The organism is Veillonella sp. (genome assembly GCF_018381775.1).
Taxonomy (GTDB): Bacteria; Bacillota; Negativicutes; order Veillonellales; family Veillonellaceae; genus Veillonella.
On the sequence record NZ_JAGZRH010000002.1, the window covers coordinates 116,349 to 141,980 of the forward strand.

Here is a 25,632-nt window from a genome sequence, read left to right on the forward strand (position 1 = left end):
CCTCGTAATACGACGTGTTTGTTAACGGTCCTTACGTTTTGCAAGGATTGTAGATAAGTAGTTGAGTTTAGTATCTTTTGGCATATTGTCTAAACCAACATATACTTGCTCATCAGGCAAACCTACACGGCTAATCATAACCGCATCATCTGCCATGTTATGTTTAAGCAATGTTTCTTGTACTTCATCAAAGTTTTTATATACTTTCATGATTACCGCATCATCAGCTACAGCCAATACAGCATCAATTTTTTCTTTAGGTGCTGTAGCAGGAACGATAGCTAATACTTCTTCCTTCTCTACGATTGGATAGCCAAGGTGGGAACCAATAGCACAGAAAGCAGTAACGCCAGGAATTGTTTCAATTTCATGGCCTGTATTTTCAATCAAGCGATATACATACATGTATGTGCTGTAGAACATAGGATCACCCAATGTTAAGAAGACAACGCTTTTACCTTGATCTAAGTAGGACAAGATAATGCGTTTTGCTTCTTGCCAACCTTCCTCTTGTGTAGCATCATCCAATACCATTGGGAATACTACAGGAACGATTTCTGTATGTTCTTGAATGTATGGAGAAGCAATATTAAGTGCTACAGAACCATCTTTCTTTTCTGTTTTAGGTGTGATGATAATATCTGCTTCACCTACAATACGAGCAGCTTTTACAGTCATTAATTCAGAATCGCCAGGGCCTACGCCAATGCCATATAATTTACCTTTCATGGGGTTCTCCTATTCTTATAGTTACATTCTATTTATAATTACAATATCTTTTATTATAACTAATTTATGCAAGATATACAAAACTACTATTTAATATTTGGAATTGTTGGACGATGTGTACTACGTTTGCCATACAAATCATCAATACAATCTTGCACATGTTGACGGAAGATATCTTGTATTGCTTCATATTCACCAAGTGCGCTATGGATTGGTTTAACTGCATAACCATAATCGGCAAGTTCATTAATAACGCTATCTTCATCATCACCAAAGAGATCGTTTTGTGCATGATCTCCAAGAACTAATAATAATGGGTGCACATAAATTGTGTTTGGCCGTTTACCATCGAGCCATTCCCATGGCATAGCTACATCAGCCACATATGGAGCATTCTCTAAAACAGCGATACGTACATTTGTAAGGCCATCACGAATTAGTTTAAATTGTAGGTTGCCATATGATGAATTACCAGAACCGAGGCCACCATGACCAACCAATAGTAACCCGTCTTCTTTAGAAATGTTAAGCGATTTAATGAATCGGTCAATCAAAATTTGGTAATCATCTGGATGTTCCTCTTGGCTCATGTAGTATACGAGAGGTCTACCTACACGCAATACTTCTAGTTGCCCCTCTCCTTCATGAGCGAGGATATTATTTTTCAATTTATCAAACTCTTCCCCCCCAGTAAAATGTAGAGGTTGCACATATATATGTGTATATCCTTCTTGGATAAGTGTTTCTAATGCACCTTGCTCAGTAGGAATCTCAATCCCCCGTTCCCGTAATCGTTTAACGATAATACGAGAGGAAAATGCTAATTCCACAGTATAATCTGGATAAGATTTACGGATATGCTCCACAACGGAGTCAATATTATGTTCACGAGCACTGTCAACAGTGGACCCAAAAGCAACAACTAAAATAGCTTGTTTCATGGAAGTCTCCTTATTTAATTAATAATGTATCTTAATCATACCATAGACGACACCTTAGGGGCATACCATAGGACGTATAAAATGGATATTATAAATATTTTTCATAGTAAAAGTAAAAATCCTCCTCATTGGATTTCCAACAAGGAGGACTTTTACGTATATAAAGGAGTGTGGAGAGATGTATGTCTAATTATGTGAGAGATCAAACTACGAAATCATACCTTGTGCTTCCATACGAGAGTTTGTCATTACAGGTTTTACAGATTCACGAGGCATGGGACGCTTCCGATCAGACATGCGAATAGCTTGGCCTAAATGTTTCAAGAATAAATCTTGTACATAAGGATTTTCACCAAGACCTTCATTCCAAATATCTACATTGTACCCTTCTTCAGCGAGCAATGCATAAATGGAGTCAGAACGCTCACCGCCAAGGTAGTCCATTAAATGTGTAGAACCAATAAGAGCTAATGGTACTACTAATAAGTCTTTAAAACCCATACGATCTAATAATGTAAGAGCTTGTTTAAATGTAGGGAACCCATTTGTAGTAAATACTACTACATTTGGTGCTGCTCCATACATGGCTTTCAATTGTAATGTACTAAACTCTAATTGGTTTTGACCATTTGCCATGAGTACTACAGATTTATTAAGCGCCTTTGTATTAACATGACGCACGATGCTCTCTAATGTAGCTTCATAATCGTCAGCATAGTTTTTTACACCTAATGATGTAAGTAATGGTTTACCAATATTTACTTGATTAAAACCATATTCATTGCTATGTAAAAACTTCAATGCTTGTTTACGCATTTGTTGGTAACACTGATCTGCTACTAATGTTACGGGTTGAATGTATACCTCATCTATGCCAAGACGAGCAAAATCTTGCATAGCTTCTGTGAAAGAAGAAATCTTTTCATCATATTTCTCATTCCACTTTTCCACTAATGCATCAGATAAGAATACACGGCGTACCTCCATATCACTATACATGGAACGTACTTTTTTCTCTATACTGCCGATGGATTTCTCCACAGCATCTTGATAAATTGATCCAAAGGATGCAATAATTATGCCTTTCATATGTGACCTCCATATTGCTCATACATGATACAATCTCCATAACTGAAAATTGTTATCAACTACTATGTAATAATAGTACAAGATTAATGTATAGAAGTCAATGAGAAAAAATATCAAAATCAACCAAAATAATGTATAACCGATGCAACACCACATAAAAGAAGAAAAAATATAACAATAAACTTAATTCGACCTGTAAAGGTATCATACCTTCTCTTGTCGCCAGCTGTAATTTTGCCAGAGCGATTATGACGCCATAGACTAAAGACACAAGCAACACAAAGAATAATAATTAAAATATACTTCAAATCAATCATATAACTTGGTAAAGCAATATAATCACTAAACAATGAAAGTCCAAAGAAACAATTCCCTAAGATACCAATTACAATTTTAACTATTCGTTGCCTAGCTATAATGACGAGATAATTCACCATTAATAAGCCAAAGAGACCAATTAGAATATTCTCAAACATATCTACCCTACTAATTTAAAATCATAGTACTCTAATCTATTTAATATATACATTACACTATTACTTCAAGATACACAAAATGATGCTCTGTACTTGTGTAGCGACATCAGGAACGAGGAGCAAACAAGTATAGGGCATCATTTTTAATATATTTGTAGTAATGTTATGGGGTCCCATCAAAATATGCCTAAATAAAGATCAAATAAAATTACTCATGTATTCACATATTCATATCCATATAACCAAAAAGAATATAATTATAAAATCTACTACCATACTATATTCATCACATTAATTTCTTAAAACTCCTTATTTTTTCTTATACTTCTAGGGGTATAGGGTTTATTGACACCTCTTTTACCCTTTGTTACGATTGGCTTAAGGTTATATATATGCAATAAATCTACATTTTTCAATATATTAAAATTATGTAAATAATTGCATATCCCTGTAGTTTTAGTTTTGGATAGGAGTATAGAAATGAAAAAACAATTAGCTTTAGCATCCGCTATTCTAGGTCTTGCAGTATCCTTTGGTGCACCTGTTGTATCTAATGCTGCATATCAATTAAATGAAGAAGTAAAAGATCCTACACCTGCATTAAAAGAAGCATCTACTATTGGTGTTCGCACACATGAAACTAAAGAACTTCAAAATCTTCAAAACAAAGATGCTATCGTAGTTATGAGCTTTGGTACAACTTATAAAGAAACTCGTGCTAAAACAATTGATGCTACTGTAGATGCTATTCAAGCAGCTCACCCTAATACTAAAGTAGTAACAGCTTTCACAAGCCACATTATCCGTGACCGTATCCAACAAAAAGAAGGTATTACATACCCAACTCCTGAAGAAGCATTAGCCCAATTGAAATCTGAAGGTTACTCTCGCGTAGCTTTGACATCCTTGGATGTTATCCCTGGCATGGAATACAACTATGATGTAGCTGTTTATAACCTTTACAAAAATAACTTCAAAAAAATGACACTTGGCACTCCTCTTATGTACTGGATGGGTCAAGAAGGCCAAACTGATGAAGTTATTCAAACAATTAAGGCTGTACAATCTCAATTCCCTAAAGTAGGCAAAGAAGATGCTGTTCTTATCATGGCTCATGGTACTCCAGATCCTGCAAATGCTTACTATTCTGTAATTCAAGACCGCATCCATACTCTTGGCTTGAAAAATGTATTTGTCTACACTGTAGAAGGTACTCCAAATCTTGAACAAGTTATCCCTCAATTAAAATTACATGGTATTAAGCACGTTACATTGATGCCATTCATGATGGTTGCAGGCGACCATGCTAACAATGACATGGCTGGTGCTGAACCAGATTCCCATAAATCCATCCTTGAAAAAGAAGGCTTCAAAGTAGATACTTACCTTCATGGTTTAGGTGAAAACCAAAATATCCGTAACTTATTTGTTGAACGTGCAAACGAATCTTGGGGCGCTTTACAAAAATAATCAATCCATAATTTAACTAGTATCGTTATATAACGTACATAGGAGTACATCATGAAAAAACTACTACTTTGTAGTCTCGCTTTGGTCATGGTTGTACTAGCAATAGCTGGGTGTGGTAAAACCACATCCAGCTCTTCTGCTACTACGAAGGAATTGACCTTTAATGGTCAAACCTATACTGTACCAAAGGATCCACAAAAAATTGCTGTATTATCTAATTCTGTTTTATCTATGCTTTATGCTGTCGATGGTAAAGCCATTAGCCGTGCCAATACAACGGATAAATTACCCCCAGAATTAGAAGCTCTACCCGCTCTTGGTCAAACTGCAAATATCAACATGGAACAACTATTAGGCTTGAAGCCAGATGTGGTATTGGGTTTAGTAAATCAACATAAAAAATATGAATCCCAATTACAAGCTAATAATATTCCAACCGTACTTTTTGATTACGATGGTATTAAAGATAATGTACCAATGTTAACATTCCTTGGCGAGTTAACCAATCATCAAGACAAGGCTAAATCTGTTATTACTACCTATGAAAGCAATATCACCAAGGTAAAAGATGCAGTTAAAAATCAACAGCCTGCACGTGTTGCCGTATTACGTGCCACAGGGAAAGGTGTAACTGCCGAAACTGATGAAGCAGTGACTGCATCTATGGTAAAAGAACTAGGTATGACAAATGTTGTTGCCTCCCACCTAGAAGGTACAACCAAGGATAAAACTGTCCCTTACTCTCTTGAAACATTGACGGCAGATAATCCTGATATTATCTTTGTTGTTACAATGGGCAAAGAAGAAGAAATTACAAAAGCCATGAAACAAGCTATGACAGATAATCCTGCATGGGCTAATTTAAAAGCTGTACAAAATAACCGCGTAATATATTTACCATCTAAACTATTCCTATTAAACCCAGGTCTACAAACACCTGAAGCTATGGCACGTTTAGTTAAAGAAGCATACGGTATTAATGTTACATTCTAACATATTGCATCATGCTAAAGAGGGCATCCCCCAAATAGGGAATGCCCTCTTTTTCTATTAGTATCAAGCTACTCAACTAATCCTTTTACACGCACATATTTTTTATTATCAAATGTATCAAGTTGTACATCTACAGAGAAAACATCTCTAAACAACTCATCTGATATTATTTTATTTGTTTCTCCTGAGGTTACTAAATGGCCTTCTTTTATAACAGCCATATAATGTGAATATTGAACCGCCTGTGTTAGTTCGTGAAGTACCATGAGAACGGTTAAATTTTGTTCCTTATTTAAGCGTTTCAATAACTCCATAATTTCTAATTGGTGATTAATATCTAAATATGTTGTTGGTTCGTCTAATACTAATAATTTTGGTTGCTGTGCTAGCGCCATAGCAATCCAAACGCGTTGCCGTTCGCCACCAGATAGGGATGGGATTAATTGTTCTCTCAAATGATTCGTTTTTGTAATGTCTAATGCATAATCAACAATTTCACGATCTTCTTTAGCCGTGTTTTTCCACCACGTTTGGTATGGATACCGTCCACAATATACCAATTCTTCTACAGTCATATCCTTTGGCATATTCGGTACTTGTGGCAAAAATGCCATTTGACGAGCCAGTTTATTTTGTGAATAAGAGGATAATGGCTTATCAAAGATGGTTACACACTCACTAGGACTAGAAATATACCCGATCATAGATCGTAAAAGCGTACTTTTACCACAACCATTAGGCCCTATTAATGTCGTAATTTTACCGATAGGAACCGATACATTAATGTCATGTAGAATATGACGATTACCAAGAGTTACGGATAACTGTTTTACATCAATAGCGGTATTCATTAGTTATCCCTCCTCAACAGATACAAGAAGAACGGCGCTCCAAAAAATGCCATAATAATGCCCACTGGTACCTCTATAGGGCTCCACATAACACGTCCTATTGTATCACTGACAACAAGAACTAGTGCACCTAGTAATGCGGATCCAGGCAGTAAATATGCATAGTCGTTACCGATTATAAGACGTAACATATGGGGAATAACCAAACCTACAAATCCGATAAGCCCAGCTATACTTACAGCACCAGCCGCTAAAAGAGCAGCCACTGCAGTCATAATAAACCGTGTTTGTTCTACCTTAAGGCCTAATCCTTTTGCAGTTTCATCACCTAAACTTAAAATGGTAAGTCGTTTAGCTCCTAAACAGGCAAAAATAAGACCAATTACAGCATATGGAAACAGCACTTCTACCTGAGGCCAACTGCGTGCAGCGAGTCCCCCTACCATCCAAAGCAATGCCCCTTGTACACGATCACCGAAGAATACAAGTAGTGCTGAAATACCTGAGCCTAAAAAGGCTGCGACCGCAACACCAGCTAAGATAATACGACTAGGTCGCACTCCATTTTTCCATGCTAATGCATACACCATAAGTGCTGCAGCCATAGCACCTAAAAAGGCCACTAAAGGAACTATATGATCATACCCAGGAAATAAAATAAATATGATAACACCAGCTAGTCCTGCACCAGAGGATACCCCTACAATTTGTGGATCCGCTAGGGGATTTTTCATAACCGCTTGTAATATAGCCCCCGATACTGCAAGACAGGCCCCTACCAAAGCAGCCACAATATTACGGGGCAAACGAATATTCCAAATAATCTGTGAAGCCGTATCTGTTAATTCATCAGACCATAACGTTCTCCATATCTCTGCTAGCGATACAGGTGTAGAACCCCAGATAAGAGATATAATCATACAAGCTATCACTGCAATAAGTAAAACAATGATAACAGATAAACGAAAGGCCTTTCGTTCATTAATAGACTCCATACGAACCCCCTCTCCATATCTTCATATACAAAATAAGTCATTTTGAAAATTCTATATTTTAAACCTAGTAACAGCAATTTTACAGATACTACCAATTAAAAATATTTATTTTTAACTGGTAGTATCTAAGAAAAGAGCACACTATTGCTAGAAGAAATATTACTTTTAACTGGTAGTATCTAAAATATACAGTAAAACCCGAATCGCAGAACTACAAAAAATACGATTCGGGTTTTGTATTATTTAGATTCTTTACCTTCTACAAAAAGCATGTCATTGCGTTTTACATCTGTGTAAAGCAATGCATTACATACGGAAGCAGCAATTGGGCTACCACCTTTGTTACCTTTTACAGTGATATAAGGAACTGGGGATACTTCCATCAAATAATCTTTGGATTCTGCAGCGCCTACGAAGCCTACAGGGATACCGATGATAAGAGCTGGTTTAATACCTTCTTCAAGAGCTAAGCGCAATACTTCGTACAATGCAGTAGGAGCATTGCCAATAGCTACGATTTGGCCTTCTAATTGTTTGCCAAATGTACGCATAGCCGCGATAGAACGTGTTACACCCAATTCTTTAGCCATTTTAGCTACGTTTTCATCTTTAATCAAGCAGTGTACTTCGTTACCACGAATTTTAAGAGCTGGTTTGGAGATACCTGTGCGAACCATTTCTACGTCAGTGTAAATATTAGCACCATTCTCCAATGCTTCGATACCTTTTTGAACAGCATCAGGGCTCATTTTTACGAGTTGAGCGTATTCAACGTCACCAGAAGCATGTACAGTACGGGATACTACGCGTACTTCATCATCTGTTAAACCTAAATCTTTTACATAATCGTAAATGATTTGCATACTTTTATCTTCAATCGCTTTAGGATTTTTAACGTAATCCATTAGTGTCCTCCCATAATTCGAAAAATTCATCATTCGATGATACCACGTGGCTTTCAATCTTAACTCGTGGACGATCGATAACAATAACATGGATGCCAAGATCCATGGCTGCTTGTAATTTTGTATCAGCACCACCTACAAGGCCAGAGTTTTTCATAACTACAACGCTAGCCTTTGTATCGTGGAACATAATGCGGTTCATATCGTAAGAAAATGGACCTTGCACTGCAACGATGCGCTTTGGACTTACATTGAGGTCTTCCATCATTTGTAACACCTCTGCGGTAGGTAAAATACGTGTCCATACTTCACAGTCTTGTAAGGCTTCAGATTTAGCAAAGATGTGCATTGTCTTACTACCAGTAGTCAAATACACATGGTTATTATTTTCTTTTGCTAATTTGCCTGCTAGATTGGCTGCCTCTACTTCGTCCACTACGATATGTAATTTATCATAGTCTGGTAATGGCACTTCTTTACGTTCGAAACGAACAAAAGGAATACCTTCAGCTTTTGCTGCATCTTGAGCCGTAGCTGTAACAATAGCAGCATACGGATGGCTTGCATCGATTAAAAGGCGCACATTGTGCTCTTTAATCAAGTTTTGCATCGCCTCTTGGTCAAGACGGCCCGTATGTACGGTAATACCTTTATGAGCAGCAAGCTCTGCACCATATTGACTAACAACCGTAACAAGCACATCTTCACCAGTTCGTTTTTGGATTTCTACCGCTAAGGTGCGACCATCCAAAGTGCCGGCAATGACCCAAATCATAATTTGTAGCCTCGAGGTGTAATCATGCGACCATTTTCAACATAGGTTTGGCTGTTACCGATGATAACAAGTGTTTGCATATCTACTTCTTCGTTAGTGAAGTTTTCAAGGTCAGAAATTACCATATGTTGACCTGGGCGACCTGCTTTTTGCACGATTCCAACAGGTGTTTTAGGGTCGCGGTATTTAAGAACGATTTCGCGAACTTCATCTAAATGTGTAACACGTTTTTTACTGCGTGGGTTGTACAAAGAGATAACCATATCACCTTGTGCACAAAGGTCTGCACGTTTTTTGATAAGATCCCATGGCGTCATCAAGTCGCTCAAGGAAATAACTGCAAAGTCATGCATCAATGGTGCACCTAATACGGATGCTGCAACGTTTACAGCACTAAGGCCAGGTACGATATCTACGGAAGGACGTTTTTCTGCTGGCACTTTATTAGCAAGTTCTAACACAAGACCTGCCATGCCATATACGCCGGAGTCACCAGAGGATACTACAACTACTTGATGACCTTCTACCGCTAAATCAACGGCTTGTTGGCAACGATCAACTTCTTGCATCATCGCAGTACCTACAGTTTCTTTACCTACGATAAGGTCTTTGATCAAGTCGAGGTATGTCAAATAACCTACAACGCGGTCAGCAGCTAAGATAGCTTCGCGCGCTTGAGGCGTCATAAACTCTTCATCGCCAGGGCCGATACCGATTACTTTGATGTTACCTGTGCAATGGCTACCGTTGTTTTGGGATAAATTGTTTTGTGCTGTATTAATGTTCGGCTCTTGGCCGCTAGTAATGCCGTTGTCTCGCATACGTTTCCTACTCCTATAGTTCCTTTTACAAAATTAGATTCTTTTAATTCTTCTTCTTCAATGAGTGGTGCCATCTCGTCCTGTGTATAGAACACGATAGGCCACCCCATAATTTGCATCGCCTCTAAGAGGCCTACCTCATCTTGTTTAACGATGACCGATGCTGCCGTTACAAGGCTCTTTGGTGAAAGCTTATGCGCTGCTAGCGACTGTTGTATGGCGTCAAGGATTAACTCCTTCGGCGTATCTCGACGACAGCCAATGCCCATCGTATAGGTACGAGGGCGCAAAATCAATTGGTGACCATACTCAGTAATGACTTTATCCGTAATGACTACGCGAGAAGCACCGTCCTCAGTGCTTTCATTCTTACATGGAATAGAATCTAGTTGATCCAAAGAAACAACGTGAACAATACCATGTTCACCAATATGAGCTTTTGTAGTTTTCTCTAAATGCTCTGCATTCGCTAAGCTAGCATCGATATAATAATCAACACGCTCTCCCCCAACGATGGCAGAGTTCACATTGATTAAGGTTTGAAAATCATCCACCAACAGATGCTCATGGCGCGCCAACACGTCAGGCGCTGGCAATCCGTTTACATCCGTAGCGGTTGTAATAACGGGGTCCGCATCGATGGCCAGCGAAATGGACTGCGTCCATTCGTTGGCGCCCCCAAGATGACCAGATAATAAGCTAATCACATGGTGTCCTACTTCGTCCATAACGACTACCGCAGGATCCTTAGATTTATGCTCAATATATGGTGCAATCATGCGCACTACGATACCGAGTGCCATAATACATAGTACTTGGTCGTAATCCTTGAAAATCTGCCCCATATGGTTTTTAAGGGAATCAAAATAGACAGCCTCGCCACCAGAAGGACGGTTTTCTTTTTCAAAGCAATCCGCATGAGGGGCCACCAAAGACCTGATGCGTTGACCTAGCTTTGCGCCTCGTTCTGAAACGGATAGAATAGCGGTTCTATTCTTTTTGGGTTTAGTAACAGTCAAAGGCACACTAGTTTCTAGTGCTTTCATCATACTAGTCCTTAGCACTGCGGTACATGTGAGCAAAGCCTTTGTCATACAATTTAGATAATTCGTATTCACTATCTAATACATGGCTTACTACGATCATAGCTTGGCGCAATACGCCTTCTTTCGCTACGATGTCCGCAATGGTTTCCAATGTGCCACGGATAATGCGTTGATCAGGCCAAGACGCTTTTACGACGATAGCCACTGGAGTCGTTTTGTCATAACCGCCCTCAATGAGTTCAGCCACTACTTTATCTAACATTTGAACGCTAAGGAAAATACACATTGTCGCTTCATGAGCTGCTAACATGCGCAATTTTTCCTTTGGAGGCATCGGTGTACGGCCTTCCATACGCGTAATGATAACTGTTTGGGACACATTAGGTAATGTGTATTCTTGTTTCAAAGCCGCTGCTGTAGCAAGGAAAGAACTTACACCTGGCACGACTTCATAAGAAATACCCATGCCAGCCAGTGCATCCATTTGCTCTTGAATAGCCCCGTAAATAGCAGGGTCACCTGTGTGAAGGCGGACTACGCTTTTACCAGCCTCAACAGAAGCTTTCATAACAGCCAACACCTCATCAAGGTTCATAGTAGCACTGTTATGAATTTCACAGCTTGGTTTACAAGCCTCTAAAATGGCAGGATTTACCAAGGAGCCAGCGTAGATAACAACGTCTGCCTCTTGCACTAATCGATACCCTTTGCGAGTAATTAACTCGGGATTCCCAGGGCCTGCGCCTACAATATGTACGTCAACCATATTACTCTCCTTCTGCGATACGCGTTGCAGATACAATGAAAATTGGACTCAATGGGTCTAATAAATGATATGGACCAGCCTTGCGATAACGACTGATGGACATTTGGTAACCTTCATAGGTGAAAGGGCGACCTTTCAACTCTTTTAAGATTGTATAACCAGTTTCCATCGTTACTGCCGTTACAACTAAACGACCGCCAATTTTTAATAGACGTTGCGCCTCATCCATGATGCCCGTCATACCGCCAGCACTACCGCCGATGATAACCGCATCAAGGTCAGGCAATTCTTCCATGCCTTCAGGAGCTTTGGACTTGATAACCGTCATATTATTTACATTGAATTTCTTCATGTTTTCATTGATAAGGTCGATGCCTTTATCAAAGCGCTCAATCGCATATACATGTCCTTTAGGCGCGGCCAAGGCTGCTTCAATAGAAATAGAGCCTGTACCAGCACCAACGTCAAGGACGATGCTATCCTCTTCGATACGCGCCTCGTTCATAACGGCTTTGCGAATCTCGCATTTCGTCATCGGCACGTCGCCGCGGATAAATTCCTCATCAGGAATTCCGAAAAAATGTCTCATCCTAGTACCACCATTACAGAATGACCAAAGCCTTCAAGCTCAGTTAACACCTCTAACGTGGAATCTACGATTTTTTCATCATCATAGCTCAAACGCTCAAGGGCTGCCGCTCTCGTTTCTTTTGGCCAACCTGCATCTATTAAAATACGCGCAATATGCGCTGGATTATATTCAGGATCCGTCAAGAACCCCATTTTTTTACCTGCTTCATATACGAGTTTCTCTGGTGCCGGTTGGCGACCGTGAAAGCTCATTAAATCCGCATCATGCCACACCTCATTGAGTCGAGCGAAGGCAAAGGTCATAGAACTAATGCCTGGCACCACCTCAATAGGGTTAGCAGTAAATTTCTTTTTCAAATACGGTAACAAGCTATAATAGCCTGTGTCACCGCTTACCATAACTACCACATCATGGTCGTTGAGCTCACGCTCAATTTGCTCAGCCAGTAAGCTAAGCTTACCTGTTACAGGATATGTAATTTGGCCAGGCTCTTGAAAGTCCTCTAGGGCCCGTTCGCTACCTACCAATACTGTAGCATGTTTAATTAAATTAAGGCCTCTAGGCACCACATAATCAGGATTACCCGGACCAATGCCTACGATATACAAGGTATGTGCCATTGTTCAAGCTCTCCTATCTCTTTTGCATGCTTATCCATTGCCAAAATCTCACCTTTTAAGGTGGTAATAATGATGCCAATCTCTGCTTCGTTAGCAATATATCGCTCACTACGTAACGATGCACGATCTACAACACGTTGGTATACGCCAGTCAGTCCTTCTCGTTCTAAAATAGGGAACGTAGACTCTGTGGTTTGGCAATTAAATAACTCTTCACACACCGCTTGAGATGCCCCTTCTAAAGCAGCGTAGGCCACGATACTTTCCATGCGTCCATCACTCATGCGATTGTGGGTATGGAAACTACCACTAGCTAATTTTATGAGCTTACCAATATGACCGATGATCAAGATACGCTTGAAGCCAATTTCAACGGCTTTTTCCAGCATAAAGCCAATAAAGTTACTCGTTTCGGCCATTTGGTTCTTATGAATACCTAATACTTGTTCAGCTAAATCTTGACCAATACGTCCCGGCACAAGAACAGCCGTTTCACAACCATTGGCTTTCATAACTCTTAGCTGAGGCACTAACGAGTTTTTGAACCCTTCTTCACTCATAGGCTTAACGATACCTGTAGTACCGATAATGGAAATACCACCTTCAATACCCAGGGTATGATTTAACGTTTTCTTAGCTAAGACCATACCGTTTGGCACGCTCACCGTTACCGTTACACCTTGACCATGTACGCAATGCTCTTCAAAAACGATGTTCATCATCGTACGAGGCCCTGGATTGATAGCTGGTTCTCCAGGCGGCATCGCAAGGCCCGGTTTAGTTACCGTCCCAACGCCAAAGCCCGCTCGGAATCGTAGTTCACCAGTATCATCAAGGGTCACCGTCGTTTCCACATCATTACCATGGGTTACATCTGGATCGTCGCCGCCGTCTTTCATAACGGTTACCTTAGCCTCTGTATCGGATATAACCTCTACGGCTTTAATAGGCACCTCAATATACTGACCTTGAGGATTTTCAATGACCACTTGGTCCACAATGTTCTTATCTAAGAGGGCTAATAAACCAGCTTTCATACCTGCCGTAGCACATGAACCTGTGGTATAGCCACCCTTCATGTCCTCTACTCTCATAAGGCCTCCTACACCGATAGGGTTAGCGACTCCAAGGAATCAAACTAACCCTATCTTATGGACATATGTTATTAGGAACGGAAGTTAACGAATTGCAATTCTACAGGAATATCCAATTGTTTTAACATTTGGATTACTGCTTGCAAATCGTCTTTATCCTTACCAGATACGCGCACTTGATCCTCTTGGATAGATGCTTGTACCTTAATTTTCATGTTTTTAATTGCTTTTACTACTTCTTTAGCATTTTCTTTTGTAATGCCTTTTTTAATAGTAATGATTTGGCGAACTGTAGCGCCAGCAGCTGGTTCAATTTTGCCGTAGTCAAGATTTTTAATCGCTACGTTACGTTTAACCATTTTGCCTTTTAATACATCGATAATGGCATTCAATTTATATTCATCATCACCGATGATTTTAATAGTGTCACCTTCAAGACTAATTTCCGCTTTAGAACCACGGAAATCATAACGCGTACCAATCTCTTTTTTCGCTTGGTTTACCGCATTATCTACTTCCTGCATATCCACTTCGGACACAACGTCAAAGGAACAATCTTTAGCCATTTTATACCTCCTACACCTGAACCCATTGGGCATGGGGTTCATAGCATTACTTTCATCATCCTCATATTCCAAGTGAAAGTGTAAATGTACACCAAATCGGAATATATCTCTATAATTATACCTTATAATAGGCTTATTTTCTAGGTAAATCGATTTTTTTAATTATAACTATTATTAATCATAAGAGGATTATCCAGTGAATATCTATTGAATAAATATATAGATTAATACAAAAAATTTATACATATAATCAGGATATACTTAAGAATAGAAAAAGACTGCACTCTTACAAGTGCAGTCTTAACATTATCATTATAAAATTGTAATTTCATCATAAGTAGGTTGAACTACTAGCTCACCTTTAGCATTGATGATACCCCATTTACCTTTGATTTTTACTGGGCTGTAACCATGAGAGAAGCTACCAGTACCAGAAATATCTTTCATAACTGGAGTTTCTGTCACCGTACCATCAAGGGATAGAATCTTATAATTGCCTTCTTTGTTATATACCCATGTATACGTATCACCAAGGAACGTTTTTACGTTCATAGATTTATCGCCTTTATAGATAACGCGACCAGTTGCCATATCTACTACATAACGATTTGTATCGTTAGTAACAGACATTTCATGCTCACCTACAAAGTCTATAGCATCGTATTTAAATGGCACCTCTTGTTTGCCTGTTTCCATATCAAAAATACCATATTTATTAGTATCTTTGTTTTTCAATGTTAACAATACATTGTTTACGTCGATTGTACCAGCTTCATAGTTGCCAGGTTGAATTACATATTGGCCTTGGCGATTCATAAAGCCTAATTTACCTTCATTACGAACCAAGGTACCATGTTCTTCCATAGGATATACATAATCGTTTTTACTATCGATTACAACAGTGCCATTACGATCAATATAGCCGCGTTTCATGCCATCATCAACAAGACCACCAAGACCATCAAGATATACGCCACCGTGATTATATAAGTAGCCCATACCTACAAGACCTAAAATACCACCTAGACCAAAGTGACTTACCTTACGACGGAATTCAGCCAAACCATTTTTATATGGATATACTTCATTAGATGGAGCATTAAACAGTACAGTGCCTTTACCATCGATAGCTACTACTTTACCGTTAGCTTTTACAAAGGCACGATCCTCACTAAATTTAGTTTCTACATCGGATAACGCTTTAAATTGAGGCTGAATTACTACATTGCCACTAGCATCTTTAAATCCTAATTTACCTTTTTCTGTGAAAGCTACATAAGAATCACTTGGATAGCTTTGGCTAACAGTTTTAGGATCAAAGTCATTTAACTCTTTAACAGCCGTATTTTTTTCATTGAGGCTACTATATAAAGCTTCTTGTGCCTCTTTACCAGATTCTAATACAGTACCATTTGCTTTAATGTGAGAGATTTTATTTTTACCTTCTTCAACAAAGAACGTACCGTCTTTTTTACTAGATGCATCTATGGATTTATAGGCTGGAGCTAGTACAACTTGACCATTAGTACCTACGATACCCCATTTACCCTTTTCTTTTACAAGCCCTAAATAGCCTTGTTGTAGTAAGGAATCGTCTTTTAATACCTTCATAGCTTTTTTTACAGCAGCTGGCGGCTCTTTAACAGCACCAGAAATAGGTACAAAAGTATCAAGTCTACCAATACCCACACCTACGCCTACAGAAGTACTGCTAGAACGACTTGTAGATTTTTCTGTAGTCGTTGTTGTAGATGTAGATACAGTAGAACTATGTTGCTCACGAGTCACACGTGTACTAGTAGATGTTGGTGTATCTTGATTCGTCACTGTTGTACTAGTAGTAGATGTTGTTGTAGATGCTGCGAAAGCACTTGTAGACATAGCCGCCAACACACAAGCGACTAATAAGGATTTCTTGTTAAGATTCATAAACCTCTCCTTTTACAAATTAAACTTAGGTACAAAACAATAATATCGATACCAAATCTATATATTAAAAATATATAAATTTTATTAATATAAATTATACTATATAGACCTTTAGAAAAACAACAAAGGATGAAAAATTCTTCATTTACTATTTATTTGATATAATAAAAGCTATGAAAACAGCAAAGATAATCGACTTGATTGTAGATTCTGACGTACATACGCAGTCTATGAATCATATTATAAAACAACAACATATTTCACAACGTATGAGGCGACGTTTGCGAAATGACGGTATCATAACGGTCAATGGTACCCCTTCCACTTGGAATACATTGGTGCATGGTGGGGATCATCTCGTTATGAAATTGACACCAGATCAAGAATTTAGTGTAAGCCCTATGAATCTGGATATTGTCTACGAAGATGAGTATATTCTAGTCATCAATAAAGAGGCAGGTATTCTGATGCATCCAACCTCGACCGTGCGAGATCATACATTAGCTAATGGAGTACTATATTACTACCAAGAAACTCATCAGCATTATGATTTCCATCCGGTACACCGATTAGATAAGGATACATCTGGTATTGTCATCATTGCTAAAACTTCAGTAGTACAACATGCATTTGATAAAAAGCATACACACTTCCATAAATGTTACGATGCTATCGTTGAGGGAAAACTTCCCTCTGTAGCTTTAACCATTAATTGGCCTATAGGACGTAAATCAGGCAGTATCATTGAGCGCTGTTGTACGCAAGAGGGCAAACCTGCTCGCACAGATATAACGGTGGTTGCTTCCCATATTATCCACAGAGCTCACATGAGTGCTATAAATACGAATAATCAAGGTAATCAAAGTTTTACTCATATTCGCTGTTTATTACACACAGGGCGCACTCATCAAATTCGTGTCCATCTATCTCAACTGGGATATCCACTTGCAGGAGATGATTTATATGGTGGTCATTTAAACTATATTGGACGCCAAGCGCTCCATGCATCACGCGTTAGCTTTTACCATCCCATGACAGATGAATGGTTAGAACTACAGGCACCAATACCATCGGATATGAAGGCATTACTAACCTACTAAGGTAATCAATATTTACTAATTAAACACTAATACATAAAAATTAACCCACATGGGCTATAAAATCAGACGAAATTTATGCATAAGTTATACAAAAAATATTGGCCCTTTATAGTGTTTCTTGATATACTTAACTTGAATTGATATATGATTGCAATAACACTAGTTTTTTATCTAGCTCATATGCGCTAGAAATACTAGCAGTCATAGTATTAATAACATGATATGACAGGCCCTATGGCCAAGGAGGACAACATGCCATTAGTTACTACTACAGAAATGTTCAAAAAAGCCTATGAAGGCGGCTATGCTGTTGGCGCTTTCAATGTAAACAACATGGAAATCGTACAAGGTATCGTAGATGCTGCAAAAGAGGAACAATCCCCTCTTATCTTGCAAGTATCTGCAGGTGCTCGTAAATATGCAAAACATATTTACCTTGTAAAACTCGTAGAAGCAGCTCTTGAAGACAGCAACTTACCTATCGCTCTTCACCTTGATCACGGCGATTCCTTTGAGATCTGTAAAGATTGTGTAGATGGTGGTTTTACATCCGTTATGATTGACGCATCTCACCATGATTTCGATGAAAACGTAAAAATCACTAAACAAGTTGTTGAATACGCTCATGCTCATGGCGTTGTAGTAGAAGCAGAACTAGGCCGTTTGGCTGGCGTTGAAGATGATGTAAATGTATCCGATGCAGATGCTCGCTTCACTGACCCAGAACAAGCCGCTGAATTCGTACACCTTACAGGCGTAGACTCCTTAGCAATCGCTATTGGTACTAGCCACGGTGCTTACAAATTTAAAGGCGACCCTTACCTTGACTTTGACCGTTTGAAAAAAGTTGGTGAATTGTTGCCTAACTTCCCTATCGTATTGCATGGTGCATCCTCTGTATTGCCTGAATTCGTAGCTAAATGTAACGAATTTGGTGGCAACATTCCTGGTGCACAAGGCGTACCAGAAGAAATGCTTCGCAAAGCAGCTCAAATGGCAGTTTGCAAAATCAATATCGATACAGACCTTCGCCTTGCTATGACTGCATCTGTACGTGAATACTTGGCTCAAAATCCATCTGAATTTGACCCTCGTAAATACTTAGGACCTGCTCGTGATGCTATTAAAGGCATGGTAGCTCACAAAATTAAAAATGTTTTAGGTTCTTCCAACAAACTATAATCAATGGCTAGTGGATTTTTAAAAGGAACCTTAATTTTAACCATTGCCGGTTTCGTAGTGAAAGCCATCGGTAGTATTAACTGGATTCTTCTATCTCGCATCTTGGGTGGTGAAGGCATCGGTATCTACCAGATGGCCTTTCCTATCTATTTGTTACTATTACAAATTTCGAGCGCAGGTGTGCCGATTGCCATCTCTATTTTGACGGCAGAACGATTAGCCTTACACGACTTTGGTGGTGCTAAGAGAGTATTTAATATATCTTTTACAATGTTAACCATTACAGGCTTTATCGCCAGTCTTGCCATGTACTTTGGTGCAGATTGGTTGATCTCTAGTGGTCTCATTGCTGAAAGCCGTGCCTACTACTCTATCATCGCGCTCGCTCCGGCAGTATTCTTTGTAACGTGGATTTCCTGCTTCCGCGGGTATATCCAAGGCTATGAAATGATGACGCCAACGGCGGTCAGCCAAATCGTAGAACAACTGTTACGTGTTATCGTCATGCTCGGTGCCGCAGCTATCTTGTTACCTTATGGTCTACCAGCTGCTGCAGGTGGTGCTAGCTTAGGTGCTGGTGTCGGTGCCTTTGGTGCCTTCCTGGTGCTCTTGTACTATTACTATAAATTGCCTAAAGCTAGTAGTACTGGTGAAAGCTACGATGGTCCCCGTGAATCAGCTAAAGAAATTTTGTCACGACTCTTAACATTGTCTATTCCAATTTCTTTAGCAAGTATCATGTTGCCACTGACAGCTAACCTCGATTTGCTCATCGTACCACGTCGTCTCTTAGATGCTGGCTTCCCAATGAACGAGGTAACAGAGCTCTTCGGTTATCTTACAGGTATGGCGGTACCGCTCATCAACTTGGCTACCATCATTACAGCAGCCCTTGCAACAAGCATTGTACCAGCTATCTCTCATGCCTTTGCAAAACGCGATCATCAAGGTATTTATGAACGTACCTCGGGCTCCATGAGATTGACATTTATGGCTACTGTACCATTTACGGTACTATTATATGTACTTGCTGCCCCAACAGTTACCTTGATTTATAATGCACCTAAGGCAGAGTTAGCTACACAAATCACTGCGTTCTCTATCTTCTTCCTCGGGGTACACCAAGTAACAACAGGTATCTTACAAGGTCTCAACAAACCGCGTATTCCTGTAATTAATATGGGTATTGCGTTAGTTATCAAGGTCATCCTGAACTGGACATTGACGGCTATCCCATGGCTTGGTATCGGCGGTGCTGCGTGGGCAACCGTTGCTGATATTGGCTTTGCAGCGTTACTCAACTTGATTTACATCAAAAAATACACTGGCTACTTCCTCGATATTTCCCTACTTTGGAAAAACGTGGTCAGTGCCGGTGTCATGGGTATACTCATCTTTATGAGTTACCACTACTTAACAAATATCTTACCTATGTGGGCTAACTTCATACTCACTGGTATTGAAGGCTTATTGCTCTATGTTATTATCATGGTTCTTTTAAAAGGACTTAATAAAAACGATGGTGCCAGCATGCCACTTATTGGTAGATTCTTTAGATAATTATATAAAAACCAAGAGGACTGACTTATTGATCTGCACCTCCAAAAATTGTTTCCAATTTTTGGGTTGCAGTTCATATTTAAGCCAGTCCTCTTTTTATACTACCTATATAGATACTATTTATGGAAAATTTTTGTATCACCAAAAACATCAGGTGGTACACCTAAACCTAGTTTTATCTTATTATAGTTTGTTTTATTTCTCTTATTATCCACATATTGTATCATATCTCTAATTTTATAATTACTTACATGAATATCATGTGGTTTCTTTACCATGTATGTATAACGATAATTTTCGTCATATACCGTCATAGTAAACAATGTGTATTTATCTCCTTCAACCTCTAAATACACACCTGGTGTAGCATCATTCCAAACCGTAGCCGATTGAATTGGTTTCCTTTTACTCAACGATTCAGTATAAACAAAATCATTTAAATAGTTAAATAAAATATTTTGCTTTTTCACATTATCTATAGATGACAAAGGAGTAACAATGATCTCTTCCTTTATATTTCCAGAAGAATAATTTACCTTATAGCCACCATTCTTAAGAGTCTCACGACCAATATGCTTACTATTTTTAAATACTTGGAAAGTAAAGTTTTCTACACGAACTGGAGTCGTATTTTCTAAAATAGCTGATGCAGGTTTGACAGAAGGTAAAATAGTATTAACTAATGGTGCCATAGTTGCATTCATGATTTTTTGTTCATTATCTTTTAAAACATCATGATTTAAACGACCACTCATCTGATAGCCTATGTGATAACTTCTAGTAGGTGATGTGGGGAGTGTAAAATTTAATGTACCTGTTATATTATCTGAATCATATTTGATTACATCCCAAGTTGCCTTCTCGATACCTTTATATGCAAAAGTGCCACTACCTAACATCTTAGAACCATCAGGACGTATATCCTCTTTGCTTCCTTCAAATTCTTTACGCAATATATCACTATTCAGCTTACTGTATTCAATATTGGTATTCTCCCAAAGATTACCCTTTGGTTGAGTGCGAACTTCATAGCCTAATTGAGCAATTCGAGAAAAAATACGTCCCATTCTAACGACATCTTTTGTATTATCTAATCTTGCAATTCCTATACCACTTTCATAAGGGGCTGTAAATTTTAAATCTGCCCCATTATCACGCAAAATTAAAACTGTCCGTGAATACATAATCGCATTATTTAACTCCTTAGTAGCATAAATATCAGACTCTAACTTTGACATATCATAATTAGGATCTTTTGCTCGAATAGCAGGTATTTCTTTTTCTATACTCTGTTCCATCAAGCGCGTTACTTTAGGATCAATCCGATAATGCTGATACGAATCTTCTGATGCAGGAGGAAAAGCACCGGGAATATTAATATCAATCCCATACGACTGCCCCACACCTAATGTAATGCCTAAAAAACCTAAAGTGATTACTCGTTTCCAATTCATAAATACTCTCCTCTATATACAAGCTCTCAATTTTATAAATATTATATCTAATTATTAAATTTTTATCAATTTTATTTAAATTTTAATTATAAATATATTATTTGATACAGCTAATCATAGAGTGTAGAAGATTTATGAAACTTCTTATAGAATATAAACTCTTTATACTTGTATCAATATTATAGAGACAAAGTTTTTATATAGATGAGGTAATACAGTAACAATACACCGTACCATAAAAATAAGGAGAAGGAAATTAACCTTCTCCTTATTTTATGCTGTTATGCCTATCATAGTAAGGATTTCCATGATAATCGGTATAGCTACCACAAATAGTATTGTACTAATCATGACAAGCCCTGTAGCAAATGGCAAGTCAGATTTCGATTCATTGGCTACGATTGGTAATACTGCAATAACGGGACCTGCCGATTGTACAACAAATGTAATAATCGCTATTGGTTCTAGGACAATACCTGCTCCATATTGCAATCCCATAATGACACAGAACATAATAATTGGTGAAATTACAAAACGACCTATGATGCCGCCAATAGAATCTTTATTGAGCTTCATACTTTTTAGGCCCGCATCATGAAGTACGATGCCTATATAAATCAAGGATAATGGCGTTACCATATCACCTAAGTAATTCAATGTAGTATGTAAAATTGGTGCTAAAGGAATTTCAAAGAATAAGAATATCAATGCTACAAAGAACCCTAACAATGGTGGAGGTAATAATTTCTTTAAATCAAATTTAAACTTCTTACGCTTTGTCTCTGTAGTTACGGCGCTATGACTTATACTATCAGCTTTACTAGTATTAAAACCTAATTCGGCATTTGGTAATGGATCTAATTCTATAAGGAATACCCCAACCATCCATACTGAAATGGTATTACCGATGTAATATAACAGGAAATACGGTAGTGCATCTTGCCCAAAGAGTGCAATTTGCACTGGCAATCCAATAAATAAGCAGTTATCATTAACTACCATATTTATAAAAATACCACGCCTACCTCGAGGTACTTGCAGTACTTTCATCATGATAAAAGCAACAATATACGCAATTACATAGGTTAGTGTAACGGCTAGCATCCCATATCGAAGGTCCCATAAATCCGATGTATGTAGATGATGCAATACCGATACAAATACACCGGCTGGTAACGCAACAGACATGATAAATCTAGATAGATTACCACTAAATATGGGATGAAACATCCCTCGCCCTTTTAATATATATCCTAGCGAAATCAACAATACAATAGGTATGATGCTCTGTAAGGATGTAAGAAAAACCATAGTAAACCTCCCGTACAGTTTATTTGTAATCTATCATATCATGTTTTTAATAAAACATATATGAATATAATTTCCCGACAAAGCTTACTTATATGAATGTTAGAAAATGTATCAATCTTAACATATTTTAGTATGTATAAGTTTTATAATTAATTACAATAGTAGTATTATTTATTCACGAATATTTGATATACTAAGACTATACTAGTTGTACAAATTTTTACACATATGAGGTGATATTATGACAAAACCATTCATTGGTGTATCTGGCAATATTTTACGAGATAACGGCGGTGCCTACGTAGATTTATTACGTTCTTATGTAAATCATGATTATCCACGCTCTATCGAAGAAGCTGGTGGCATTCCAGTTATCATTCCATTTACTAAAAATCTCGACGTAGCCCGTGAAACAGTGGCAAAACTTGACGCCTTATTATTATCTGGCGGCCATGATGTATCGCCACTTAATTACGGTGAGGAACCATTGCAAGGTCTAGGCGATGTATTCCCTGAACGAGATCAATTCGATTTTGCTTTACTGAAAGCAGCAGAAGAAAAACAAATTCCTATCTTCTGTATTTGCCGAGGCATTCAAATTTTAAATGTATATCGTGGCGGATCTCTATACCAAGATTTGAAGTATGACGAAAACTGTACGATTAAACATTCACAAAACCAAACCCCTTCTCTTGGCACTCATACAGTAGACATTGAATTTGAATCTAAATTAGCTAGTGCAATTGGCCGCTCCACATGGATTACAAATTCCCACCATCATCAAACAATAAAACATGTTGGTAAAGGATTACAAGTGGTAGCAAGAGCTAAGGATGGTACTGTAGAAGGTTTAGAAGACTCTTCCTATCCTTGGTTAGTAGCCTGCCAATTCCATCCAGAAATGATGTCTGAAAACGACGAGAATGCAAAACATTTATTTGCTGCCTTTGTAACAGCAGCTCGAGAAAACATAACTAAATAGTAAATAGTAAGAAGGTTTTAATATGAAAGAAACAGGAAAATTTGGCTTTTGGAGTATTGTACTCCTAGGCATCAATGGTATTGTAGGGACTGGTATTTTCCTACTACCAAACAAAGCGTATTCTATCATTGGTTCCGCTAGTTTAGGCGTCCTATTATTTGACGCCGTTATTGCAGGTTGTATCGCCCTTTGCTTTGCAGAAGCAGCTAGTCTATTCACACGTAATGGCGGTCCTTATCTATATGCAAAACACGCATTAGGCGACTTTTGGGCCTTTGAAGTAGGTGTTTTAAAATGGATTGTAACCGTTATTGCCTGGGCCGCGATGGCCGTTGGCTTTGCTACTGCACTCGGTGCTGCAGTACCAGCCTTAAGTGGCGATTTTGCAAAAGATGTCATTTCATTTATCTTGATCGTAGGTCTTACGATTGTAAATATCTTTGGTGTTAACGTATCTAAATTCGTTAATAACTTAATTACGCTTTCTAAGCTTGTCCCTCTTGCTCTATTTATTGCGATTGGCATCTTCTTTATAAACGGGGCTAACTTTACACCCGTCTTTCCTCAAGACACCTATGTAGATGGATCATTTGCACAAGCAGCAGTCCTTCTATTCTTTGCTTATACAGGATTTGAAGTTATTGCCATTGCTGCAGAGGATATGAAAAACCCTAAAAAGAATTTACCTCGTGCTATTATCATGTGTATGCTCCTTGTATCTGTCCTATATATGGCGATCCTTTCCGTATCGATTGGTGTACTTGGCACTGACTTAGCAAATACAAAAGCTCCAGTACAAGATGCGTTTAATGCAATCGTTGGTCCTGTTGGTATGTATATCGTATTAATAGGTACCTTAATCTCTATGGGTGGTATCAACTTTGCAGAAGCTTACTATGCACCTCGTGTGGCTACCTCTATGGCTGAAGATGGTATGTTGCCAAGTGCTCTAGCTAAACGTAATCGTTACAATGCACCATATGTAGCAGCTATTGTTACCGCTATTGCCAGTGTATTACTCGCATGGTCTGGTTCCTTTACAACACTAGCAGCTATTAGTGCGGTATCTCGTTTTACACAATACCTACCAACATGTTTGGCTGTTATTATCTTCCGTCGTAAATGGGCAGATAAAGCTCGGTCCTACACTATCCCTGGGGGCTACTTAATCCCAGTCATCGCCATTGGCACATCCCTATGGATGCTTGCTCAAGCACAAACTAACCAATTATTATGGGGTCTAGGCGGCTGTATCGTAATCTTGCCATTCTACTACTCCTACTGGAAAAAGAAAAAAGCGGGTCTCATTAAAGACCATGATGAAATGTAGAAAAGCTTTTGGTTCTCTTACATATATCTATTTTAGAGATACTACCAGTTAAAAA

General features: G+C 38.5%; 24 protein-coding genes. 7 read left to right on the forward strand and 17 right to left on the reverse strand.

Translation table 11 applies throughout. From position 1 onward, the window contains the following. Positions 1 to 21: 21 nt before the first annotated feature. The 3 genes from cobI to KH109_RS01775 form a co-directional block, all read right to left on the reverse strand. The gene (gene cobI / locus KH109_RS01765; RefSeq protein WP_105085826.1) at positions 22 to 729 is read right to left on the reverse strand and encodes a precorrin-2 C(20)-methyltransferase; all 708 of its coding nucleotides are present in this window, start codon (positions 727 to 729) and stop codon (positions 22 to 24) included. 86 nt (positions 730 to 815) lie between these two features. Beyond that, positions 816 to 1,670 (reverse strand): sirohydrochlorin cobaltochelatase, encoded by an 855-nt coding sequence (locus tag KH109_RS01770; RefSeq protein WP_295215122.1) that lies wholly within the window; start codon positions 1,668 to 1,670, stop codon positions 816 to 818. 207 nt (positions 1,671 to 1,877) lie between these two features. Next, positions 1,878 to 2,759, reverse strand: a complete 882-nt coding sequence (locus KH109_RS01775) for a sirohydrochlorin cobaltochelatase (protein ID WP_295215125.1) — start codon at positions 2,757 to 2,759, stop codon at positions 1,878 to 1,880. Between the two features lie 956 nt (positions 2,760 to 3,715). Here KH109_RS01775 and KH109_RS01780 point away from each other — a divergent pair. Then, the gene (locus KH109_RS01780) at positions 3,716 to 4,705 is read left to right on the forward strand and encodes a sirohydrochlorin cobaltochelatase (RefSeq protein WP_295215128.1); all 990 of its coding nucleotides are present in this window, start codon (positions 3,716 to 3,718) and stop codon (positions 4,703 to 4,705) included. A gap of 51 nt (positions 4,706 to 4,756) precedes the next feature. Next, on the forward strand, positions 4,757 to 5,698 hold the full coding sequence (locus KH109_RS01785; RefSeq protein ID WP_295215131.1) for an ABC transporter substrate-binding protein: 942 nt from the start codon (positions 4,757 to 4,759) through the stop codon (positions 5,696 to 5,698). 68 nt (positions 5,699 to 5,766) lie between these two features. Here KH109_RS01785 and KH109_RS01790 read toward each other — a convergent pair whose 3' ends face one another. From KH109_RS01790 to KH109_RS01845, 12 genes are all read right to left on the reverse strand, one after another. Beyond that, complete coding sequence (locus KH109_RS01790; RefSeq protein WP_273299257.1) at positions 5,767 to 6,549, reverse strand: ABC transporter ATP-binding protein; 783 nt, start codon at positions 6,547 to 6,549, stop codon at positions 5,767 to 5,769. Beyond that, positions 6,549 to 7,544, reverse strand: coding sequence for an iron ABC transporter permease (locus KH109_RS01795; protein ID WP_295215136.1), 996 nt, complete (start codon positions 7,542 to 7,544; stop codon positions 6,549 to 6,551). The genes KH109_RS01790 and KH109_RS01795 overlap by 1 nt, the downstream gene beginning before the upstream one ends. A gap of 239 nt (positions 7,545 to 7,783) precedes the next feature. Then, positions 7,784 to 8,449, reverse strand: coding sequence for a precorrin-8X methylmutase (locus tag KH109_RS01800; RefSeq protein WP_213467935.1), 666 nt, complete (start codon positions 8,447 to 8,449; stop codon positions 7,784 to 7,786). After that, positions 8,436 to 9,224 carry a precorrin-6A reductase gene (gene cobK, locus KH109_RS01805; protein ID WP_295215140.1) on the reverse strand — a complete coding sequence of 263 codons (789 nt, stop codon included), beginning with the start codon at positions 9,222 to 9,224 and terminating at the stop codon, positions 8,436 to 8,438. Before cobK ends, KH109_RS01800 begins: the two co-directional genes overlap by 14 nt. After that, positions 9,221 to 9,910: a precorrin-3B C(17)-methyltransferase gene (cobJ, locus tag KH109_RS01810; RefSeq protein WP_005386203.1), complete on the reverse strand. Its 690-nt coding sequence runs from the start codon at positions 9,908 to 9,910 to the stop codon at positions 9,221 to 9,223. The genes cobK and cobJ overlap by 4 nt, the downstream gene beginning before the upstream one ends. 29 nt (positions 9,911 to 9,939) lie before the next feature. Then, positions 9,940 to 11,094, reverse strand: a complete 1,155-nt coding sequence (locus KH109_RS01815) for a cobalt-precorrin 5A hydrolase (protein WP_295215143.1) — start codon at positions 11,092 to 11,094, stop codon at positions 9,940 to 9,942. A gap of 1 nt (position 11,095) precedes the next feature. Beyond that, positions 11,096 to 11,857, reverse strand: coding sequence for a precorrin-4 C(11)-methyltransferase (gene cobM / locus KH109_RS01820; protein ID WP_295215148.1), 762 nt, complete (start codon positions 11,855 to 11,857; stop codon positions 11,096 to 11,098). A 1-nt stretch (position 11,858) separates the two neighbouring features. Next, positions 11,859 to 12,446 (reverse strand): precorrin-6Y C5,15-methyltransferase (decarboxylating) subunit CbiT, encoded by a 588-nt coding sequence (gene cbiT, locus KH109_RS01825; RefSeq protein ID WP_005386191.1) that lies wholly within the window; start codon positions 12,444 to 12,446, stop codon positions 11,859 to 11,861. Continuing rightward, on the reverse strand, positions 12,443 to 13,069 hold the full coding sequence (gene cbiE, locus KH109_RS01830; protein WP_265138847.1) for a precorrin-6y C5,15-methyltransferase (decarboxylating) subunit CbiE: 627 nt from the start codon (positions 13,067 to 13,069) through the stop codon (positions 12,443 to 12,445). Before cbiE ends, cbiT begins: the two co-directional genes overlap by 4 nt. Beyond that, a complete protein-coding gene (gene cbiD / locus KH109_RS01835; protein WP_295215156.1) occupies positions 13,045 to 14,163 on the reverse strand; it encodes a cobalt-precorrin-5B (C(1))-methyltransferase CbiD in 1,119 nt (372 codons plus the stop codon). The genes cbiE and cbiD overlap by 25 nt, the downstream gene beginning before the upstream one ends. A gap of 71 nt (positions 14,164 to 14,234) precedes the next feature. After that, positions 14,235 to 14,729, reverse strand: coding sequence for a YajQ family cyclic di-GMP-binding protein (locus KH109_RS01840; protein WP_265138844.1), 495 nt, complete (start codon positions 14,727 to 14,729; stop codon positions 14,235 to 14,237). 312 nt (positions 14,730 to 15,041) lie between these two features. After that, positions 15,042 to 16,658 carry a WG repeat-containing protein gene (locus KH109_RS01845; RefSeq protein WP_295215161.1) on the reverse strand — a complete coding sequence of 539 codons (1,617 nt, stop codon included), beginning with the start codon at positions 16,656 to 16,658 and terminating at the stop codon, positions 15,042 to 15,044. A gap of 173 nt (positions 16,659 to 16,831) precedes the next feature. On the opposite strand from KH109_RS01845, the gene KH109_RS01850 reads away from it, so the two are divergent. The 3 genes from KH109_RS01850 to KH109_RS01860 all read left to right on the forward strand — a co-directional run bounded on the left by KH109_RS01850 (position 16,832) and on the right by KH109_RS01860 (position 20,500). Then, on the forward strand, positions 16,832 to 17,758 hold the full coding sequence (locus KH109_RS01850) for an RluA family pseudouridine synthase (protein ID WP_295215164.1): 927 nt from the start codon (positions 16,832 to 16,834) through the stop codon (positions 17,756 to 17,758). Between the two features lie 252 nt (positions 17,759 to 18,010). Next, on the forward strand, positions 18,011 to 18,940 hold the full coding sequence (gene fba / locus KH109_RS01855; RefSeq protein WP_077708526.1) for a class II fructose-1,6-bisphosphate aldolase: 930 nt from the start codon (positions 18,011 to 18,013) through the stop codon (positions 18,938 to 18,940). A 3-nt stretch (positions 18,941 to 18,943) separates the two neighbouring features. Next, the gene (locus KH109_RS01860) at positions 18,944 to 20,500 is read left to right on the forward strand and encodes a polysaccharide biosynthesis protein (RefSeq protein WP_295215167.1); all 1,557 of its coding nucleotides are present in this window, start codon (positions 18,944 to 18,946) and stop codon (positions 20,498 to 20,500) included. A gap of 116 nt (positions 20,501 to 20,616) precedes the next feature. On the opposite strand, the gene KH109_RS01865 is transcribed toward KH109_RS01860, so the two are convergent. Both KH109_RS01865 and KH109_RS01870 read right to left on the reverse strand, forming a co-directional pair. Continuing rightward, on the reverse strand, positions 20,617 to 21,954 hold the full coding sequence (locus KH109_RS01865) for a hypothetical protein (RefSeq protein ID WP_295215170.1): 1,338 nt from the start codon (positions 21,952 to 21,954) through the stop codon (positions 20,617 to 20,619). Between the two features lie 273 nt (positions 21,955 to 22,227). Continuing rightward, positions 22,228 to 23,265 carry an AEC family transporter gene (locus KH109_RS01870; protein ID WP_295215173.1) on the reverse strand — a complete coding sequence of 346 codons (1,038 nt, stop codon included), beginning with the start codon at positions 23,263 to 23,265 and terminating at the stop codon, positions 22,228 to 22,230. 241 nt (positions 23,266 to 23,506) lie between these two features. On the opposite strand from KH109_RS01870, the gene KH109_RS01875 reads away from it, so the two are divergent. Together KH109_RS01875 and KH109_RS01880 are read left to right on the forward strand one after the other, a co-directional pair. Then, entirely contained in the window at positions 23,507 to 24,247 is a 741-nt protein-coding gene (locus KH109_RS01875; protein WP_295215176.1) for a gamma-glutamyl-gamma-aminobutyrate hydrolase family protein, read from the forward strand. 22 nt (positions 24,248 to 24,269) lie between these two features. Beyond that, the gene (locus KH109_RS01880; protein ID WP_295215179.1) at positions 24,270 to 25,577 is read left to right on the forward strand and encodes an APC family permease; all 1,308 of its coding nucleotides are present in this window, start codon (positions 24,270 to 24,272) and stop codon (positions 25,575 to 25,577) included. Positions 25,578 to 25,632 lie beyond the last annotated feature (55 nt).

Coding starts and splice junctions, on each gene's coding strand:
- cobI (WP_105085826.1), bottom strand. CDS start 729: ATGAAAGGTAAATTATATGGCATTGGCGTAGGCCCTGGCGATTCTGAA.
- KH109_RS01845 (WP_295215161.1), bottom strand. CDS start 16,658: ATGAATCTTAACAAGAAATCCTTATTAGTCGCTTGTGTGTTGGCGGCT.
- fba (WP_077708526.1), top strand. CDS start 18,011: ATGCCATTAGTTACTACTACAGAAATGTTCAAAAAAGCCTATGAAGGC.
- cbiE (WP_265138847.1), bottom strand. CDS start 13,069: ATGGCACATACCTTGTATATCGTAGGCATTGGTCCGGGTAATCCTGAT.
- cbiD (WP_295215156.1), bottom strand. CDS start 14,163: ATGAGAGTAGAGGACATGAAGGGTGGCTATACCACAGGTTCATGTGCT.
- KH109_RS01780 (WP_295215128.1), top strand. CDS start 3,716: ATGAAAAAACAATTAGCTTTAGCATCCGCTATTCTAGGTCTTGCAGTA.
- KH109_RS01850 (WP_295215164.1), top strand. CDS start 16,832: ATGAAAACAGCAAAGATAATCGACTTGATTGTAGATTCTGACGTACAT.
- KH109_RS01840 (WP_265138844.1), bottom strand. CDS start 14,729: ATGGCTAAAGATTGTTCCTTTGACGTTGTGTCCGAAGTGGATATGCAG.
- KH109_RS01860 (WP_295215167.1), top strand. CDS start 18,944: ATGGCTAGTGGATTTTTAAAAGGAACCTTAATTTTAACCATTGCCGGT.
- KH109_RS01785 (WP_295215131.1), top strand. CDS start 4,757: ATGAAAAAACTACTACTTTGTAGTCTCGCTTTGGTCATGGTTGTACTA.
- KH109_RS01880 (WP_295215179.1), top strand. CDS start 24,270: ATGAAAGAAACAGGAAAATTTGGCTTTTGGAGTATTGTACTCCTAGGC.
- KH109_RS01870 (WP_295215173.1), bottom strand. CDS start 23,265: ATGGTTTTTCTTACATCCTTACAGAGCATCATACCTATTGTATTGTTG.
- KH109_RS01790 (WP_273299257.1), bottom strand. CDS start 6,549: ATGAATACCGCTATTGATGTAAAACAGTTATCCGTAACTCTTGGTAAT.
- cbiT (WP_005386191.1), bottom strand. CDS start 12,446: ATGAGACATTTTTTCGGAATTCCTGATGAGGAATTTATCCGCGGCGAC.
- KH109_RS01875 (WP_295215176.1), top strand. CDS start 23,507: ATGACAAAACCATTCATTGGTGTATCTGGCAATATTTTACGAGATAAC.
- cobM (WP_295215148.1), bottom strand. CDS start 11,857: ATGGTTGACGTACATATTGTAGGCGCAGGCCCTGGGAATCCCGAGTTA.
- cobK (WP_295215140.1), bottom strand. CDS start 9,224: ATGATTTGGGTCATTGCCGGCACTTTGGATGGTCGCACCTTAGCGGTA.
- KH109_RS01815 (WP_295215143.1), bottom strand. CDS start 11,094: ATGATGAAAGCACTAGAAACTAGTGTGCCTTTGACTGTTACTAAACCC.
- KH109_RS01770 (WP_295215122.1), bottom strand. CDS start 1,670: ATGAAACAAGCTATTTTAGTTGTTGCTTTTGGGTCCACTGTTGACAGT.
- cobJ (WP_005386203.1), bottom strand. CDS start 9,910: ATGACGCCTCAAGCGCGCGAAGCTATCTTAGCTGCTGACCGCGTTGTA.
- KH109_RS01865 (WP_295215170.1), bottom strand. CDS start 21,954: ATGAATTGGAAACGAGTAATCACTTTAGGTTTTTTAGGCATTACATTA.
- KH109_RS01795 (WP_295215136.1), bottom strand. CDS start 7,544: ATGGAGTCTATTAATGAACGAAAGGCCTTTCGTTTATCTGTTATCATT.
- KH109_RS01775 (WP_295215125.1), bottom strand. CDS start 2,759: ATGAAAGGCATAATTATTGCATCCTTTGGATCAATTTATCAAGATGCT.
- KH109_RS01800 (WP_213467935.1), bottom strand. CDS start 8,449: ATGGATTACGTTAAAAATCCTAAAGCGATTGAAGATAAAAGTATGCAA.